Source organism: Mesorhizobium sp. P2_D5 (genome assembly GCF_056404355.1).
In genome coordinates this window covers 12,932-28,514 of the sequence record NZ_JBFUEE010000010.1, presented here as the reverse complement: position 1 = coordinate 28,514, position 15,583 = coordinate 12,932, and the positions used below count along the sequence as shown (strand labels likewise).

The 15,583-nt window shown below is 60.1% G+C and carries 17 protein-coding genes and 4 pseudogenes; 10 read left to right on the top strand and 11 right to left on the bottom strand.

The annotated features are described in order from the left end of the window. The first annotated feature begins 53 nt into the window (after positions 1-53). Complete coding sequence (locus tag AC1DYW_RS30145; protein ID WP_477228633.1) at positions 54-2,171, top strand: sensor histidine kinase; 2,118 nt, start codon at positions 54-56, stop codon at positions 2,169-2,171. A gap of 138 nt (positions 2,172-2,309) precedes the next feature. Here the strand turns inward: AC1DYW_RS30145 and AC1DYW_RS30140 are convergent, their stop codons facing one another. The 3 genes and pseudogenes from AC1DYW_RS30140 to AC1DYW_RS30130 all read right to left on the bottom strand — a co-directional run bounded on the left by AC1DYW_RS30140 (position 2,310) and on the right by AC1DYW_RS30130 (position 5,520). Continuing rightward, positions 2,310-2,762 (bottom strand): hypothetical protein, encoded by a 453-nt coding sequence (locus AC1DYW_RS30140; protein WP_477228632.1) that lies wholly within the window; start codon positions 2,760-2,762, stop codon positions 2,310-2,312. A gap of 762 nt (positions 2,763-3,524) precedes the next feature. Beyond that, positions 3,525-4,718, bottom strand: coding sequence for an IS91 family transposase (locus tag AC1DYW_RS30135; protein ID WP_477228631.1), 1,194 nt, complete (start codon positions 4,716-4,718; stop codon positions 3,525-3,527). 2 nt (positions 4,719-4,720) lie between these two features. Beyond that, a pseudogene (locus AC1DYW_RS30130) lies at positions 4,721-5,520 on the bottom strand (tyrosine-type recombinase/integrase). A 35-nt stretch (positions 5,521-5,555) separates the two neighbouring features. On the opposite strand from AC1DYW_RS30130, the pseudogene AC1DYW_RS30125 reads away from it, so the two are divergent. From AC1DYW_RS30125 to AC1DYW_RS30105, 5 genes and pseudogenes are all read left to right on the top strand, one after another. Further along, positions 5,556-5,975 (top strand): annotated as a pseudogene (locus AC1DYW_RS30125) (DUF1403 family protein); the annotation flags it as partial. Between the two features lie 5 nt (positions 5,976-5,980). Further along, positions 5,981-6,673 (top strand): SMC-Scp complex subunit ScpB, encoded by a 693-nt coding sequence (gene scpB, locus AC1DYW_RS30120; RefSeq protein WP_477228630.1) that lies wholly within the window; start codon positions 5,981-5,983, stop codon positions 6,671-6,673. 24 nt (positions 6,674-6,697) lie between these two features. Further along, a complete protein-coding gene (locus AC1DYW_RS30115; protein ID WP_477228629.1) occupies positions 6,698-7,306 on the top strand; it encodes a hypothetical protein in 609 nt (202 codons plus the stop codon). Continuing rightward, a complete protein-coding gene (locus AC1DYW_RS30110) occupies positions 7,276-7,719 on the top strand; it encodes a hypothetical protein (RefSeq protein ID WP_477228628.1) in 444 nt (147 codons plus the stop codon). The genes AC1DYW_RS30115 and AC1DYW_RS30110 overlap by 31 nt, the downstream gene beginning before the upstream one ends. A gap of 493 nt (positions 7,720-8,212) precedes the next feature. Continuing rightward, positions 8,213-8,593 carry a hypothetical protein gene (locus tag AC1DYW_RS30105; protein ID WP_477228627.1) on the top strand — a complete coding sequence of 127 codons (381 nt, stop codon included), beginning with the start codon at positions 8,213-8,215 and terminating at the stop codon, positions 8,591-8,593. A 280-nt stretch (positions 8,594-8,873) separates the two neighbouring features. Here the strand turns inward: AC1DYW_RS30105 and AC1DYW_RS30100 are convergent, their stop codons facing one another. From AC1DYW_RS30100 to AC1DYW_RS30090, 3 genes and pseudogenes are all read right to left on the bottom strand, one after another. Beyond that, positions 8,874-9,095, bottom strand: a complete 222-nt coding sequence (locus tag AC1DYW_RS30100; protein WP_477228626.1) for a hypothetical protein — start codon at positions 9,093-9,095, stop codon at positions 8,874-8,876. A 252-nt stretch (positions 9,096-9,347) separates the two neighbouring features. Further along, positions 9,348-9,539, bottom strand: a complete 192-nt coding sequence (locus AC1DYW_RS30095) for a hypothetical protein (protein ID WP_477228625.1) — start codon at positions 9,537-9,539, stop codon at positions 9,348-9,350. Positions 9,540-9,794: 255 nt separating this feature from the next. Then, a pseudogene (locus tag AC1DYW_RS30090) lies at positions 9,795-10,725 on the bottom strand (IS3 family transposase); the annotation flags it as partial. A gap of 65 nt (positions 10,726-10,790) precedes the next feature. Between AC1DYW_RS30090 and AC1DYW_RS30085 the strand changes: the two are divergent. Continuing rightward, complete coding sequence (locus AC1DYW_RS30085) at positions 10,791-11,843, top strand: IS110 family RNA-guided transposase (protein ID WP_477228624.1); 1,053 nt, start codon at positions 10,791-10,793, stop codon at positions 11,841-11,843. 238 nt (positions 11,844-12,081) lie between these two features. Here the strand turns inward: AC1DYW_RS30085 and AC1DYW_RS30080 are convergent. Beyond that, positions 12,082-12,345, bottom strand: a pseudogene (locus AC1DYW_RS30080) (transposase); the annotation flags it as partial. Between the two features lie 77 nt (positions 12,346-12,422). On the opposite strand from AC1DYW_RS30080, the gene AC1DYW_RS30075 reads away from it, so the two are divergent. Then, a complete protein-coding gene (locus tag AC1DYW_RS30075) occupies positions 12,423-12,611 on the top strand; it encodes a hypothetical protein (RefSeq protein WP_477228623.1) in 189 nt (62 codons plus the stop codon). 2 nt (positions 12,612-12,613) lie between these two features. On the opposite strand, the gene AC1DYW_RS30070 is transcribed toward AC1DYW_RS30075, so the two are convergent. The 4 genes from AC1DYW_RS30070 to AC1DYW_RS30055 form a co-directional block, all read right to left on the bottom strand. Next, on the bottom strand, positions 12,614-12,787 hold the full coding sequence (locus AC1DYW_RS30070; RefSeq protein ID WP_477228622.1) for a hypothetical protein: 174 nt from the start codon (positions 12,785-12,787) through the stop codon (positions 12,614-12,616). Positions 12,788-12,919: 132 nt separating this feature from the next. Continuing rightward, entirely contained in the window at positions 12,920-13,372 is a 453-nt protein-coding gene (locus AC1DYW_RS30065) for a thermonuclease family protein (protein ID WP_477228621.1), read from the bottom strand. 608 nt (positions 13,373-13,980) lie between these two features. Next, positions 13,981-14,337, bottom strand: coding sequence for a hypothetical protein (locus tag AC1DYW_RS30060; RefSeq protein WP_477228620.1), 357 nt, complete (start codon positions 14,335-14,337; stop codon positions 13,981-13,983). A gap of 157 nt (positions 14,338-14,494) precedes the next feature. Next, positions 14,495-14,761 (bottom strand): hypothetical protein, encoded by a 267-nt coding sequence (locus AC1DYW_RS30055; protein ID WP_477228619.1) that lies wholly within the window; start codon positions 14,759-14,761, stop codon positions 14,495-14,497. Between the two features lie 12 nt (positions 14,762-14,773). Here AC1DYW_RS30055 and AC1DYW_RS30050 point away from each other — a divergent pair, with 12 nt between their 5' ends. Both AC1DYW_RS30050 and AC1DYW_RS30045 read left to right on the top strand, forming a co-directional pair. After that, positions 14,774-15,202: a hypothetical protein gene (locus AC1DYW_RS30050; RefSeq protein ID WP_477228618.1), complete on the top strand. Its 429-nt coding sequence runs from the start codon at positions 14,774-14,776 to the stop codon at positions 15,200-15,202. Positions 15,203-15,256: 54 nt separating this feature from the next. After that, positions 15,257-15,547, top strand: a complete 291-nt coding sequence (locus AC1DYW_RS30045; protein ID WP_477228617.1) for a hypothetical protein — start codon at positions 15,257-15,259, stop codon at positions 15,545-15,547. The last annotated feature ends 36 nt before the right edge of the window (positions 15,548-15,583 follow it).

Genomic DNA, 15,583 nt, shown 5'->3' with positions numbered 1-15,583 from the left:
CGACCTTTCTACACGCTCCTGTTGGGGTCGCATCTCCGCCTTTCGGACAATGGATGCCCACATCGCCGGGCTCGGTCTTGCCAATGCTCGCCAATAGCGGCAGTCTCAGTCTCGACTGGCTGGTCATCGGGTGCATGGCAGTTACCTTGGATGCTCGCGAAATCCTAGACGGACTGATCGCGACCCATCGAGGCTGCATAGAAGCATGGGACACATCGAGGATGAGGCGGCTGGTCAATATGTGGATCGCCGCCGCCGTCATTCTTTTGACCTCAATTGGCGAAACTGCCGCTCAGATCCGATCCTGCAGCAGGTTCGTCTTGCCGCTCGCCATGAGGCTGCGCGCCAACCTCCTGATTGCCTGCGCGAGCTTAGCCATATCGATAGCTGGCTGTTTGCCGGTGTCGGCTGCCACGCGGAATATCGTTCTGCTTTTTGACGAACGGGTCGAACTGCCTGGTCTATCGGTGTTGAGCGCGGAACTAGTCCATACACTGCAGTCCAACTCCACCGAGCCAATCGAGGTCTATCGCGAATCGATGGATTTGTCCCGATTTGGCTCAGATTCTTACAACACGCTGCTGCGGGACTTCCTCCGTACAAAATATGCCGAGAAGAAGATCGACGTAGCAGTTGCCGTCATGGCCCCTGCGCTTAATTTCCTTTTGAATTACGGTGATCAGATATTTCCGAACACACCAATTGTGTTCTGCGGGCTTGATCGAGGACAACTTGGCACGCGTGCGCTCCCACGCAACGTGTTCGGCGTTCTTGTAAAGAGGCAGTTTGCGCCGACACTTGAGGTTGCACTTCGTCTCCAGCCCGCGACCGAAGGCGTTGTTGTCGTTTCCGGCACGACGGACTTCGACAAGAGCCTTCTCGCGGCGGCGCAGAAAGAATTCCGTCCGTATGAAAACAGGGTTTCGTTTACTTACCTGTCCGAACTCCCCCTGGAACAGCTTCTMGCGAGGCTTTCGCATTTGCCGCACGGAGACATCGTCCTGTTCGTCTCGATGTTTCGAGACGGCAGCGGCCATCCCGTCGTTCCCCATGAGGTCGTTGAACGTGTTTCCAACGCGGCAAGCGTGCCCGTCTATGCCTTTGTCGATCAATACCTCGGTCGCGGGATCGTAGGGGGAAGCCTGTATAGTTTCACCGCGCATGGCGCTGAGACAGCCAAGATGGTTCTGCGGCTGCTGACAGGCGTGGTGCCTCAGCAAAACTTTTCCGAAGTCTCCAGCAGTAAGCTAATGTTCGACTGGCAGCAGATGCGGCGCTGGGGTATCAGCGAGGCCCGTCTCCCTCCAGACAGCCAGATCTACTTCCAAGAGCTAACCGAATTTGAACGGTATCCCTGGCAAATTGCCCTTGTGACTGCGGTTGTTCTGATACAGGCCGGGCTTATTACAGTCCTGCTGCGTGAGCATCGTCGGCGTCAAGTGGCCGAAGTCCAGTCCCGGCAGCGCATGGCAGAGCTTGCTCATGTCGGCCGCGTCTCGACCGCCGGCGAGCTGACCGCCTCCATTGCCCACGAAATAAACCAGCCGCTCGGCGCTATTCTGATGAGCGCCGAATCCGCGGAATTCATCCTGAAATCGCCGAGCCCCGACATCCCTGAACTCGGCGACATCGTGAGCGATATCTTGCAGAATAACCGGCGCGCTACCGACGTCATCCAGAGGATGCGCAGCCTCCTGAAAAAGGCACCCTTCGAACTGAAAAGCCTCGACCTCAACGACCTCGCACGGGAAACCGTCGAATTTCTTTCGGCGCTAGCAATCGGCCGAAAAGTCGAACTCCTCAGCGTGATCACACCGTATGCGCTTCCGATCCTCGGCGACCGCATTCAACTTCAACAAGTCGTTGTGAATCTTGTCGTGAACGGGATCGACGCGATGAACGAGACGCCGAGCGAAAATCACACCATCAGCATCCGGACTTCGCGCGTTGAACAGTTTGCCGAGTTGTCCGTGTCTGATCGCGGACCGGGCATTCCCGAAGACAAATTGGAAGAGGTCTTCGAACCATTTTTCACCACCAAGGCGGAAGGCATGGGCATGGGGCTGTCCATCACGCGCACTATTATCGAGGCGCACAATGGACTGATATGTGCGAAAAATCAGGATCACGGCGGTGCGTCGTTCCGGATCAGACTTCCTCTTGTCCGATAGTTGGTGATGCCTCGCGCGTCCAATTCGAGTTCGCAATGCATCAAAGCGGACATCTGCCGACGGCCATGAATTTATGGTGGTTCTGGTGCGTTAGAGGTTTGCCCGCGCATTAACGCCGTGCCGGGTCAATAGCCGTTTCTAAGGGCGAATAAGGGCAACCGTGCTGGTTGGTTCAATCCTCTGCGGTGGTGCTACCTCGACCGAGGCAGTTAGGGTTCCGTCGGGGTGAACCTCCCAGACGAGCTTGGCATCCTCATCTTCCATGACCGGGTCAACTGAAAGGCATTGTGCGTAGACCTGTTCGAATTGCCCAGTAAAGGCTCCGAGCGAGTCTGGAAGTTGCTGATCGCAATCCTCCTTCGTTTCGAAGATGGAAACCGGGGCGGGCAGTTCATGGCATTGGGAAAGACCATCCGAACAACCGACGATCAGAAGCAAGGCGGCGATGTCTTCAACGGGCGGGGAGACGTCCTCGTCCGCCAAAGGTGCAGTCACGTGATCCGCCAGCGGGAGAGTCATCAGCACCAGCACAGCCAAGGCAAGAACTTGGCTCGATAAGCGGCGTCGCTTCGGCAAGACAGCGATCTTCATGGCTGATTTCCCTCCACCTGACGTAGGGGCAGCAGCCATCATCCTCCGAATTTCGTATAGCCGATATTGGCCCTACGGCCATTGCACGTGCGGACAGAAGTTTCCGACGCGGCATCGTCCTATCTCAATAGTGCATGGTTTGGCGTGTAAACCGCAAGCCATATTACTGGAGAGAATTGTGCCAGACTGGATACCCTTCATGGCGATCTTAGGGATTGTGGCCGGCCTGGCGGTTGGTGCGTATCTGCTCGCCGGTCTGGCTGGTTTCCTGTCCTAAGAACGATCAGTGATTTAAGCTGATTTTTTGGATTGATGAAACGCATCCTAGGTCGGTCCCGAACCGAAAGCGGCCGTTTTTCTTGTGATCGGGAATGTCATGATTGGGTCAACTGATGACATCGGACATTGGAAGTTCAACGTCCGCTATCGTTGTTCCCTCCACCACAAGCGGACCTACTGCTTCCGTGAAGAGTTTCGGGCGCCGGCAGGCGTACGAAAGTCCCCGAGGAAGGAACCCGCGGGCCACAGGCGATGGCTATGGGGATTTCGATTTGCGGCTGGTGTCGGCGATGGCGCGACCGCCGCCAGGAAGCGGCGGGTTTGATGCGGACGGACCGCTTCGCCTTTCAGCCAGGCGGTATTGTCGGCTCGTCGCGCGGCCGGACGCGACCCGTTCGGCGTCGATGATCACCATAGAAACGCGTGGGTCCGTTGCCGGAGGCTGAGTGCCTGCGGCTGAGGGTTGGACCATGCCATGCCGGGTTATGGAGAGTTCTCCCGGTTCGTCGCCGTTGTGTCCGGCGGTCCGCGCGGCTGTCTCCACCGTTCGAACGTCTCGATGATGATCATGCGTCCGCCGCAGCACGAGCATGGCGGCCGGACGTCAGTCGGCTCTACCGAGTTGTCGTCCTCGGACGGCGCAGCGACGTTCAGCAGTTCGCGGGCGCGTGCGAGGCTGGTATTGCGAGCGGAGCCGGCGAGCAGGCCGTAGTGACGGATGCGATGGAAGCCACGTGGCAGGACGTGGAGCAGGAAACGGCGGATGAACTCATCGGTTGCGAGCGTCATGACCTGCTGCCGATCGGCGCCGCTGCGGCGATAGTCCTTGTAGCGGAAGGTGACGCCGCTCTCGTCAAGGCGGATGAGGCGGCTGTTCGAGATCGCGACCCGGTGGGTATAGCGGGACAGATAGGCGAGCACCGCCTCCGGCCCGGCGAACGGCGCCTTGGCGTACGCCACCCAGCGCTTCTTGCGGACCGGCGACAGGTGCCGCACGAATGCCTGCCGCTCGGACAGGTGCGCCATCGATCCGAAGAAGGCGAGCCGTCCTGCGTCGTGCAGCGCGACCAGCCGGGTGAGGAAGAGCCGGCGGAACAGCTTGCCGAGCACGCGCACTGGCAGGAAGAAGGCCGGCCGCGACGATATCCAGCGTGACCCGTCCGGCGCAATGCCGCCGCCCGGCACGATCATGTGGACATGGGGATGGTGGGTCATTGCCGAGCCCCATGTGTGGAGCACGGCGGTGATGCCGATGCGCGCGCCGAGGTGCTTGGGGTCCGCCGCGATCGTCAGTATCGTCTCCGATGCCGCCTTGAACAACAGATCGTAGACCAGCGCCTTGTTGTGGAAGGCGATGTCGGCGACCTCGGCCGGCAGCGTGAACACGACATGGAAGTATCCCACCGGCAGCAGGTCGGCCTCCCGCTCGGCGAGCCATGTACGCGCGGCCGCGCCCTGGCACTTCGGACAATGCCGGTTGCGGCAGCTGTTGTAGGCGATGCGCCACTGGCCGCAGTCCTCGCAGGCTTCGACATGGCCGCCAAGGGCTGCGGTGCGGCAGTGCTCGATCGCCGACATGACCTTCAGCTGATGCAGGCTCAGATGGCCGGCATGGGCCGCCCGGTAGGCGGACCCCGCGCTGCGGAAGATGTCGGCGACCTCGATCGAGGCGCGCACGCTCAGCTGTCGGGCGAGATCTCTCCCGGCTTGAAGAGGCCAAGCTTGTCGAGCGGGCTCGTGACGGTGCGCACCGTGCGGGTTGCAACCTTGGTGTAGAAGGCGGTGCTATTTAGCCAGCAAGGTGGGTGGCGAAGCTGTGACGCAGCGTGTGCGGTCCGACCCGCTTGGCGATGTCGGCCGCCTGCGCTGCGTCGACGACCACGCGATAGAGCTGGCGGGTGCTGATGGGCTTCATCGCATGCTGCCCCGGGAACAGCCAGCCGTCGCGATGCATCACGCCCTGCTGGCGTCCGACCTTCCACCACTGGCGCAGCAGCAAGAGCAGGTCTTGCGACAGCATGGCGTTCCGGTATCGCCCGCCCTTGCCGCGCTCCACCCGGATGAGCATGCGCTCGCTGTCGATGTCGGCGACCTTCAGCATCGCCACCTCCGCAACGCGCAAGCCGGAGCCATAGGCAACCGACAGTGCGGCCTGGTGCTTGAGGCAGGTGGTGGCGTTGAGCAGACGGGCAACCTCGTCGCGGCTGAGCACCACCGGCAGCTTGCGCGGGTGCGCCAGCCGCACGAGCTTGCGCGCCAGGTCCGGGCGGTCGATCGTGTGGGTGAAGAAGAAGCGCAACGCCGACACGATGCTGTTCATCGTCGGCACGGGAACAGCGTCGTCCTGCTGCTCGATCTGGAACCGGCGCAGATCATCCGCGGTCGCCATATCCGGCTTGCGGCCAAGGAAGGTAGCGAACCGGCCGACATCGCGGAGGTAGTTGCGCTGCGTCTCCTGGCTGAACCGGCGAAGGGTCATGTCGTCGATTAGCCGCTGGCGCAACGGGCTGATCGGCGCAGCGGCTAGGCTGGACGCATGTAATCCCTTTGTTGGGCGGCGAGGCGGCGTTAGCTGTGGGTATGGGCCGGGCGCGTCGACCAGTGGCTGCCGCTCTGGCCGCAGGTGCCGAAACGGAATCCGATTGGGCCAAAAGCCTGCTGGCCGCGCAGGCGCGCGCTGCGGTGCGCGCCATTGATCTTTCCGCCGAGCTCGAGCGCCGCGCGGACCGGCTGCTTGCAGTTGCGCCAAAACTCAGGGCCAAGGCGGCAGACATGGTCGTCGAAAGACTCCTGTCCGACGACGCGATCGTCGCATCCGAAAAAATCGCCGGCATGAGCGACCGCGGCCTGCGCCGGCTATTCGACCGGCTGGTCGAACTCGGTGCCGTGCGCGAGCTGTCGGGCCGCCCAACCTTTCGCATCTACGGGCTGTGACGACCATGGTGGAAGCGGTGCGCAGACGCGGAAAGGATCGGCCAGATGACCGTCGATCAGCTGACCAGCTGTTTGACCGCGAACTGGATCACCTGCCGCCGGAGGCGCGCTGGCGCGAATGGATGAACCGTGTCGAAGCGACCATCTTCGCCGCCAACGAACCGGTCGGCCGCGAGACGCTCGCGCGGATCGTCGGAAAAAACTGCAGCATCGATCTGCTGATCGACGACATCCGCGAGGAGCTGCGCGGTCGACCCTATGATCTGGTCTCGGTCGCCGGAGGCTGGAAGCATCTCACCCGCCCGGCCTATGCCGATGCCATCCGCTGTGCAGTCGGCGGTAACGAACGCGCGGCAGACCTCACGCAATCTGAAGTGCTGGTGCTGATGTGCATCGGCTACTTCCAGCCGATCACCCGCGCCGAACTGTCGTCTTTCTTCGGCAAGGAGATTAGTCGCGATTTTATAGGTCATCTGCGCGGTGCCGGCCTGATCGCTTCCGGTCCGCGCAGCCCAACCCCGGGCGCGCCCTACACCTATGTGACGACAAAAGAATTCCTGCTTGAGTTCGGGCTCGACACGCTGCGCGACCTGCCGGATTTCGAAGCGCTCGAAGATGCAGGGCTGTTATCCAAGGCGAAGCTGCTGGCCGGTGACATTTCACCAGTTTTCACGGGTGACGATGCCGGCAGCGAATAGGGTGAGGGCAAACGAATGGGGAAGATGAAAGAGCTGCAGATCGAGACCCACAACCTCGCACGAGATTGGGAAGCGTTGTTAATTAGAATCCTCGCGCAAGAGGAGGTCGGGCGGGCCGCTGGAACGAGGCCGGACGAAGAGCCTGCAGACGAAGACGAATGGGCGGTGTATCGCTCGCTTCCAGACCTGACGTTTACGCCGAACGCCGCCACCACAACATTGGCGGTAGAATTCAAAATGTTCCGCTGGCAAACGGATTGGCGGCGCCGCGTTAGGGATGCGATCGCGCATACCCACGAAGTCATCAAGACCAATGGCCTCGACGGTGGAATAGTCATCGTTTCGCTCGACCTCCCGGAGGAGATCCTCGCTGAACTCAAGTCGCCGGCGGCGCCTGACGTTGAAATCTGGGGACTGGCAAAATTGAGATCGTTGGCCGCGTACGATGACGAGCTTGCAAACGAACTTGAAGAGCTCGTGTCTGAGACAGTGCTCGATGGCGATTCCGGTACCAGTTCGGACATGAGCTCGGCCACGTGTGTGCCAACAGCTGGCAGCCGGATGCCAAGCCGGCGACGCCCTGCCAGTGGCTCGAAGAAGCCATGGTTGAAGCATTCTCGCTGCGAGGCCTAGGGCGCCTGGCGAAGGACTGGAAGGAAAACCCGCCGTTCGGCGGCGACAATGCTTTCGGCGATGCCATTGCCGCTTACCGCGAGAATATCATCCGAGGCTATTCCGCGCTCGCCGACAGCCAGGGGCTGACGCGCGAAGCCGCGGCGTGGTTCGCCGGCCATCGTGGCGAGATCGAGATGCCCGCCCTCAATCCGTTCGCCCGGGCGATGTCTGTGACCATCCTTGCCGAATACGACAGCGCGCCGGACTGTGTCGAGGCGCTGGGCGCACTCAACCGCTGGCCCGGCCGCAGCGGCCTACCGATCGCCGAATATCTCGGGCGATGGGAGGCGAGCTGCGCCGAATTGCTCGCTTCGCCCAGATTGCCGATCCGCCTGCGTGATCTGCTGCACGTTCCGCAATGGGCCAAGTAAAGACCAGCAGGTCGTGTCCACCGATTGCGCCCCACCAGTGCGCTCACTCTTCAGGGGGGAGCCTTCAATGGCCATCCGTCCGTCTTCAAGAAACTGGATGCAGCTTAAAAAGGAAGCTCGCCGCTGAACTCTGTTCCCACATGTCGCCGGATTCCTTCCTATGGCGCGCCCCTTTCAGGCAACCTCCAGCGTTCGCACCGTCATCCAAAAGGCTGCATTCCAACAACTCTAGCGGGAGCGATACACTTACTACTCGGCGCCGTTTCCCTCAAAGCGTCGCCGGTAAAGGCTCGGCGCCTTGCTGGTTTGTTCAGTGTCAAAAGTGGGGTGCCGGGCCGCAGACCTGCTTTCGCGATCCAGATTAGCGATCAGCGCTTCACCTTCGGCGTGATAACGCAAACAACATCGCAGTTCCCTGGCGGAATGACTCGCTACCATACTGGATAAGGCGCATGCTAACTCCTGTCGCTGGCCACTGTACGGGCGCTGGCGCTTGGAAGAGTCGATCACGCTTTCGCCCCCCACAAAGGGAAAAGCAATGCCACACCGCAACCCAATAGAATCCGAGCAGCTTACAATGCTGGCCTCGGTTCTCGACGACTACTGCAACGAGGCTGGAATTCCAGAATGGCACCCGGCAAGGGAGCACTTCGGACGGCGGCTCATGAGCCTGTTCCAATCCGGGGTAATTGAGCCTGACGCTCTGAAAGCCAAGATGAACGATGGTTATGACGATTGGCTGGGCGAGATCGGCGCGACCGGTCCTTTCATACCGCCCAAACTATCGTCCGAAGACCGTCTTGTAGGCGACAATATCTTGCCAGGATCGGACCGCAGAGGCAGACCAGCTGTCCGCGAAAACACAACGACTTAGCTGACTTCCTAGAGGATCATTGAAATGCGTCGGGTCCGCTGTCGACGGCTCCAAAAGCGCGAACGTTGCGCAGACTGGACACTTCCGGGAGACAGCGAACTCAAACTAGGGCCAAGAGGGGCAAGGCCCTTTATGATCCCTATGCGGGGATCATGGCAATAACACCGGGCGGGTACAAACGTTCCGTCGGCTGAAAGATATATCCAGCCGCAAACCCGTCGGAAAGTTCCCAGGACGGAAGGCCAAACCGCGCGTGCTCGGCCGGCGCCATTGGCGTTCCTTAATTGTGGGTGTCCAACAAGAGGGCAAGCTTTCTGGCTGCGGCGCCTTCTACAATCAGTTCCTCCAAACCGCTGTCGCCGACCCGCGATTTGTTGACGCGACGCCTGATTACACGGAGCGCTTCATATATCGAAACTGCGGTGGTCTTCGCGTGATCATCCAGATATCGGCCCACTTCAATCACGGCATCTGCATCGATGTCGAATGGCAATTCTCGCATGGCACACCCTCCCGTGGCACCCGAACCTTGCTTCCCGAATTTATCGCACTGAAATGACTGAGACCACTATACAACTGCAAGCCGAAACACAGCATCATCAATAAGAAGGATGCCCGCGCCTTCCGCCTCGCGCCTCGCGATTGCCGAAGGTTGGTTAGCGCTTCTTCGGCGTACCCACAAAAAAGGCCCATACCCAAACGACGGGCCAATCTACGGGCACGAGCCAGTGAAGAGGTGGCATCTACCGGCTGGTTAGGAAACGACGCCCCTGGTGCTTTCGTTGCCGCGCCACGCGTCTTGAACGCGCCGCTCGATCCGCACCTGTTCGCCTATTTCCTTTGCCTTGGCCAGAGCCTTGTTTATGTCCGTCGTGGTCAGGACAGTCCGCCAATGCGGCTTCTCGAACACGCTCACGATGTAGGTTGTGACAGGCTTTTCAGACATCGGATTTGGTCCTTCATCCTTTGTTGACCATATTAGCCCACGATAATAATCGGACATGGTAGGTAGTGCGTACATGCCGCAAAGGCCCCGGCGCATTCACCCTGGCGCCGGGGCCTTTTTAGTCGGTAGGTCCGCTTGTCCTGCCCGCAAAAACCGTACATTAGAATTCCATTGAATCCGCCATCAGACGCATTATGAATCGCCCGTCACCATTCTGTCTTCAGCCTTTGGTTGGGATGACGTTGCCCCTAGTTTTTATCCAGTTTTGAGTTCGTTTCCGGCGTGGGTTGTGCCCTGCTGGGCGGGTGAAGCGACGGGCGCTGGCACGGAGCCTTTGGCATAGCGCAGTGCGAGTGACCGTCGCGGATTGAAGGTGCTGGCGAACTCGGCCGGTGTCTGCCAGGCGATTTGGGAGTGCGGCCGCGCGGTGTTGTAGTCGGCGCGCCACAGGGCGATGGCTACGCGCGCCTGAGCCAGCGAGGTAAACAGCGTCTCGTTGAGCAGTTCATCTCGCAGTCGGCCGTTGAAGCTCTCGATGAAGCCATTCTGCATCGGCTTGCCGGGCGCAATGTAATGCCATTCGACGCGGTTCTGATCCGCCCAGGAGAGGATGGCGTTCGAGGTGAACTCGCTGCCATTGTCGCTGACGATCATCCTCGGCCGGCCGCGCTCGGTGATGAGCCGGTCCAATTCGCGGGCAACCCGCATGCCCGAGAGAGACGTATCAACGATGAGTGCCAGGGCACTCTCTCGTGCAGTCGTCGACGACGGCCATGATGCGGAAGCGGCGCCCGTCGGTGAGTTGGTCGGAGACGAAGTCGAGCGACCACCGCTCGTCGGGACGCAGCGGCACCAGCATCGGCGCCCTGGTTCCGATCGCCCGCTTGCGGCCGCCACGACGGCGAACGGCGAGCTTCTCCTCCCGATAGAGCCGGAACAGCTTCTTGTGGTTCACGACCAGGCCCTCCCGCCTCAGCATCACGAGAAGACGCCGGTAGCCGAACCGGCGACGCTCCTGCGCGATCACCTTCATCCGCTCGCGAACTTCGCGGTCGTCCGGCCTGCTGGTCTCGTAGCGAACCGTCATGCGGCAACAGCCGATGGCTTTACACGCCCGCCGTTCGCTCATCCCGAAGCCTTCCTTCAGGCGAGCCACAGCTTTCCGCTTGGCCGCGGGCGTCACCATTAATGGGATGGTCCGCCCCGTCCTCCCGCAGCATCATCCGGGCGGTCCCACCAAAGGAGGTTGCAATGTCCCTACGCAATGCGCCGCGCCCTGCGGCAGTCTATGGAGTCGATATCGGCAAGAATATCTTCCACGTCGTCGGCACGGACAGCGGCGGCGAGCCCGTCCAGCGAGCTCGCTTCCGACGCGACACGCTGCTGCAGTTCTTTGCGCGAGCAGCGCCGGCGATCGTCGGGATGGAATCGTGCGCAGGATCACAATGGATTGCCAGGAGACTGCAAGCGCTGGGGCACAAGGTGCGCCTGATCCCGGCGCAGTTCGTGAAGCCCTACGTGAAGTCAAACAAGAGTGACATTATCGATGCCGAGGCCATCGCCGAAGCGGCCACTCGGCCGACAATGCGGTTCGCTGCGATCAAGAGCGAGGAACAGGCTGACCTCCAGGCTCTGCATCGGGTGCGCGACCAGATGATCGGAACGCGAACTCGTCTCATCAACCAGATGCGGGCGTTTTGCCTGGAATACGGCATTGCATTGAGACAGGGAGCGGGCCTGTTCAAGCTCGACTTGCCGCTGGTCCTCGACGATGCGTCGAACGACCTCTCGCCGGCGATGCGTAAACTGCTCACGGATCTGTTCGCCGACCTGCGCCGGCTGGAGCAGCGCATCGACAACGTGACGAGGGAGATCGCCGCGATTGCAGATCGAGAGGATGTTGCCCGCCGGCTCATGACGATCCCGGGGATCGGAGCACTGGGCGCTACCGCGCTACTGGCGGCCGTCGGCACCGGATGCCAGTTCCAGAAGGCTCGCGACCTGGCCGCATGGCTGGGGCTGGTCCCTCGAGAATACTCGACCGGAGGCAAGCAGAAGCTCCTCGGCATCAGCAAGCGCGGGAACCGCTACGTCCGCAAGCTCCTTGTTCATGGCGCGCGATCCTGCTTCCGACATCTGGACCGAACACGGGATCGTCTTGGAAGCTGGCTCGATGGCCTGCAGAGCAGAATGCACCCGAACAAGGCCGTTGTTGCACTCGCCGCCAAGATGGCGCGCATTGTCTGGGTTGTCCTGACCAAGCCGGGAGCGCTCTACGAACGCAGGGATCCTGCATTCGCCTGACCCTCTCGGCTCGATTGCAAGGCTCGGGAATAGCGATGACGAAACAGTGGATCAGCATGCCGTAAGCCCTGTGCAAAAAAGCGGGCTTCGTGCCCGAACCATTTATTGGGAACGGCGTGCGCGGATCTCATCATGGCCTGGCTGCAACAGCAGCCCACTCGCGAGAGGCCGGATACATTTATGCAACTGGAATCGTCATCGGCGATGTCGCGAACCCTTGCACGGACGGGGCGGACCATACATTCTTTCCCACAAGATCCTTCAACGCGGCATTGTCGAGCATGGCGTCGGCCAGAAGCCGCTTCAGCCGCGTGTTCTCGTCCTCCAGCGCCTTCAGTCGCCGAGCCTCGGAGACATCCATCCCGCCGAAGCGGGCCTTCCAGTTGTAGATCGAGGCGTCGCTGACCCCGTGCCTGCGGCACAGATCGGCAACCGATACCCCAGCCTCGTGTTCCTTCAAAATTCCGATGATCTGCTCTTCGGAGAAGCGGCTACGTTTCATGTCCTGGTCCTCTCGATGGGCCAGAACGAACTTCAAACCGGATTAGATCAGAGGGGCAAGGTCAGGGAGGTTGCACTATGGACAAACTGGGTGTTTCGGTATCGGCATTCGACTGCGATATCATTCGCAGCGCCTTCATTAAATCCGTCATCGAACAGAACATTCCCGAGGACCAATGGCGGGCGAAAGCCACGCTTTTGATCGCCGACTTTACCGGCAGCGATGCCATTGATCCCGACTTGCTGGAATGGATCGTGCGGAAGTAGGTCTAGCCTTGTTGGGCGGCCATAATGCGGGACTCCCTCACAAGCGAAGACCAGTTGTTGAGCCCTAGGAAGGCGATCATCTCGCGGGCCTGGTTTTCGGTAATGCCCGTTTCGCCAACCAGCCGGCGCACAACAAGGCTATAGCCCGCGTACGGCTTGCCTTGTTCCTCAACCATTTTGGATACACTCCCGGTTAGGCCCGAACCCGCGGAACGGGGAATGGTTCCGTTGGCGCTACCCTACCGTAGGGGGGCGCACCGAACACCCTTCGTGCCACATGTGAAAGGGTAGCCGCCATTGCGCCGGAGCTATCGGCGTCCACCCCGTCTATATTCGCCGGGATCGATAAAGTGCCCTGCCCACAAGTTGCGTTTGGCAATGCGGGCTTCGCGCTCTTCGGCAACGTATCGAGGCGCTTGTTTGTCGGCGACCGCCAATCCGTGTTTCACCAGGTCGCGTGCGAGATCGATGCCTCCCACGAAGCACACACCGACATCGTTGTCATAGCGGTCCTTGCCTTCGATGGTGCAGGATACATCCCCGGAAGCAATGAGATGGCGAATGTGGTCACGCGCATACCTGCCGCAGGGCCAGATTTTGTCAGCGGCATCAAAACACGCCTGCGAAAGTTCGGGGGCATCGATACCGACCAACTGAACTCGTTTCTTGTCATGCCACAGTGTATCGCCGTCATGAGCAAACCAATGCTCTACTGCGGACGCGGTGCCACAGGTGAGCACGAAGGCGAGAGCGAGGGTCAACCTAAACATGGCCGAGCAATGTGCCAATGCGGCTTCTCGAATACGCTGACGATGTAGGTTGTGATGAGCTTGTCGGTCATTGTTGGCGGCCTTGTGATGACGTTGCGCCGTCTCGACGAATGGGCTGAGGAGGCTCCGTTTTTTCTTCTATTTTCTTCGTTGGGCGTAGATAGAACAGTCCGAATGCCAACAGCAAATATCCAACCTGCAATATGATCAACGCGAGGAAGGTCCAGGCAGTGGCCCTCCAGAACGAACCCGTTGCCAGGAAAGTCCAGATCGCCACCACGCCGACGTGGCGAACATCCCCACTAGGAATTGCGGAAAAAACATGGCCTAACCCGCTTTGCCGTTCCCCAACGGCTCCCTCCTGCAAAAATCTCATTATTTTAGCAAGTCCGCAAGTAATCGCGGTCGGGTCAGACCCGCCACCCCATTTGCGAAGCCACGGGTCCTCACCCCAACCCCACATCTGTCGATGCAAATAAGGTGCCAAACCTATTGACCCGTTATGGGGCACGTGGGCCTTTGCGATCGAAGGTCGGCTTCCAGTCGCGATTGCTCGCAGCTTGGGATGCGCTCATAGTGGGGAACGACGGGGGCGGCCCTCAAGGTGCGAAAACCACGACGTAGCCACACTCGCCGCATTTGAACAAATCGTTCTCACCCCTGCCTTGGTCACGCATAGGCTCATGGCTTGCCCGCCATATCCAGCAGCGCGGGCATTGCGGCGTATCGTCTACAAGGGGCTGATACGTATCTAAGCGGGCACCGGCAGCGACCTTATCGTTCAGATCGGATTCCAGTTTTGCCTTTGCCTCATCGTGCAGAGCGAGTTTGTGCCTTAAGTCTTCGGCCTTCTTCTGCTCGCCGCTAGAGAGTCCTTCGGCGAGGCGTATTAGTGTTTCCCACTTCGGGCTCTCGTCCAACTCAAGGTTGCGTAGCCTCGACGCGAAAGGGACCATTCTAGGCCCTCCAACATTCTGGCGTTCATGTCGCCGCGCGGAAGTGATGGAAGCTATGGGCATATTAGCAACTGCGCAACTAAGCCTATTGGCGGGACTAAGACTGAAGTCCCAACTTAGGGGGCTGGTTCACGGCCCTCTTCCCCTCGGTGGCGTCTTAGCGTTGTCGATCGAACGTCGGCTTCCACTCACGATTGCTCTTCGCCTGACGACGGTGAGAACACCGGCCGGCTCGGCCCGCAGCCTTGCAATCCGAGCAGCCAAACAGCCCGACCAAGTCCCAATGCATGGAACCGTGATCCGGCCCGAGCCGGTCAATCAATGCCTGGATGTCGAGCTTTGTCATTTTGCAGCATGCCGGGTGCCCGCAATTGACGTACATCCTTTCGCGGGCGGCCAGGGTATCGGCGAGGGTCTTGGACATTGGCGATCTCTGTTGAAGGGTTCGCCGCAACGGAGGAATATATTCCCTGTTTTGATGAAGCTTGCCAGCACGCCTGGATTGCACGCTGGTTTTGCCAAAAGGAAAGGCGGGGCGATGAAGCGCGTTTGCCTGGCAGCACTATTCGCAACGGCGGCTCTATCTGCTCACGCCGATGTGCGCTGGAGCACGATGGCGGAGTGCGAGTCGGCAGTCAGCATGATAGTCAGGATCAACTTGGGAGTCGGGATCGTTCGCCCGGATTTCTATCGCTTCCTGCATGCCGAGGACGATTTCGCCCCGCGTACCGCAAGGATTGAGTATGCGACCCCGGACGATCACGGCACATTCGTCCATCATTCGGCACAGTGCAATTTTTGGCATCGCCGCCTGAGTGCGATGAGCATCGACGGAGATGTCGAGGGACATATCATCATAGACTGACCCAGCGGCCTGCCGGCTGTTGCCAGACGAGTAAAAGTCCGCGAGCATCGGTGGATGTCCCGTTTATCCATTGCCGAGGAACTTGAGAGCGCCGCCGACCGCATTGCGGACATGTCGCGGGCGGATCTGCAGATCATCCTTCGCCGCGCTGCCTTGATGCTTAGGAACGTGGCTGGCGTGCCTCTGGATCCGCCGACCGAAGACGCGCTCAATTCCATAGCCGCCGAGATGAAGATTGGCCGGTCGGATTTCATTGAGATTTTGCTGCGCGAGTGGCTGGAAACGAACGCCTATCTGCCGGTCCGAATGATCGATGAGGAAAGCGAGACGGACGGGAGTGCATAGGCGGTGTTATGACAGGAAAGTCCGCCGCTCCATTTG

What these genes read in the sequence shown, in the direction of transcription:
- AC1DYW_RS30140 (WP_477228632.1), bottom strand. Translation starts at nt 2,762, where the DNA reads ATGAAGATCGCTGTCTTGCCGAAGCGACGCCGCTTATCGAGCCAAGTT.
- AC1DYW_RS30110 (WP_477228628.1), top strand. Translation starts at nt 7,276, where the DNA reads ATGGTTGAAGCATTCTCGCTGCGAGGCCTAGGGCGCCTGGCGAAGGAC.
- AC1DYW_RS30060 (WP_477228620.1), bottom strand. Translation starts at nt 14,337, where the DNA reads ATGGTCCCTTTCGCGTCGAGGCTACGCAACCTTGAGTTGGACGAGAGC.
- AC1DYW_RS30055 (WP_477228619.1), bottom strand. Translation starts at nt 14,761, where the DNA reads ATGTCCAAGACCCTCGCCGATACCCTGGCCGCCCGCGAAAGGATGTAC.
- AC1DYW_RS30045 (WP_477228617.1), top strand. Translation starts at nt 15,257, where the DNA reads ATGTCCCGTTTATCCATTGCCGAGGAACTTGAGAGCGCCGCCGACCGC.
- AC1DYW_RS30100 (WP_477228626.1), bottom strand. Translation starts at nt 9,095, where the DNA reads ATGCGAGAATTGCCATTCGACATCGATGCAGATGCCGTGATTGAAGTG.
- AC1DYW_RS30070 (WP_477228622.1), bottom strand. Translation starts at nt 12,787, where the DNA reads ATGGTTGAGGAACAAGGCAAGCCGTACGCGGGCTATAGCCTTGTTGTG.
- scpB (WP_477228630.1), top strand. Translation starts at nt 5,981, where the DNA reads ATGGTGGAAGCGGTGCGCAGACGCGGAAAGGATCGGCCAGATGACCGT.
- AC1DYW_RS30085 (WP_477228624.1), top strand. Translation starts at nt 10,791, where the DNA reads ATGTCCCTACGCAATGCGCCGCGCCCTGCGGCAGTCTATGGAGTCGAT.
- AC1DYW_RS30095 (WP_477228625.1), bottom strand. Translation starts at nt 9,539, where the DNA reads ATGTCTGAAAAGCCTGTCACAACCTACATCGTGAGCGTGTTCGAGAAG.
- AC1DYW_RS30115 (WP_477228629.1), top strand. Translation starts at nt 6,698, where the DNA reads ATGAAAGAGCTGCAGATCGAGACCCACAACCTCGCACGAGATTGGGAA.
- AC1DYW_RS30075 (WP_477228623.1), top strand. Translation starts at nt 12,423, where the DNA reads ATGGACAAACTGGGTGTTTCGGTATCGGCATTCGACTGCGATATCATT.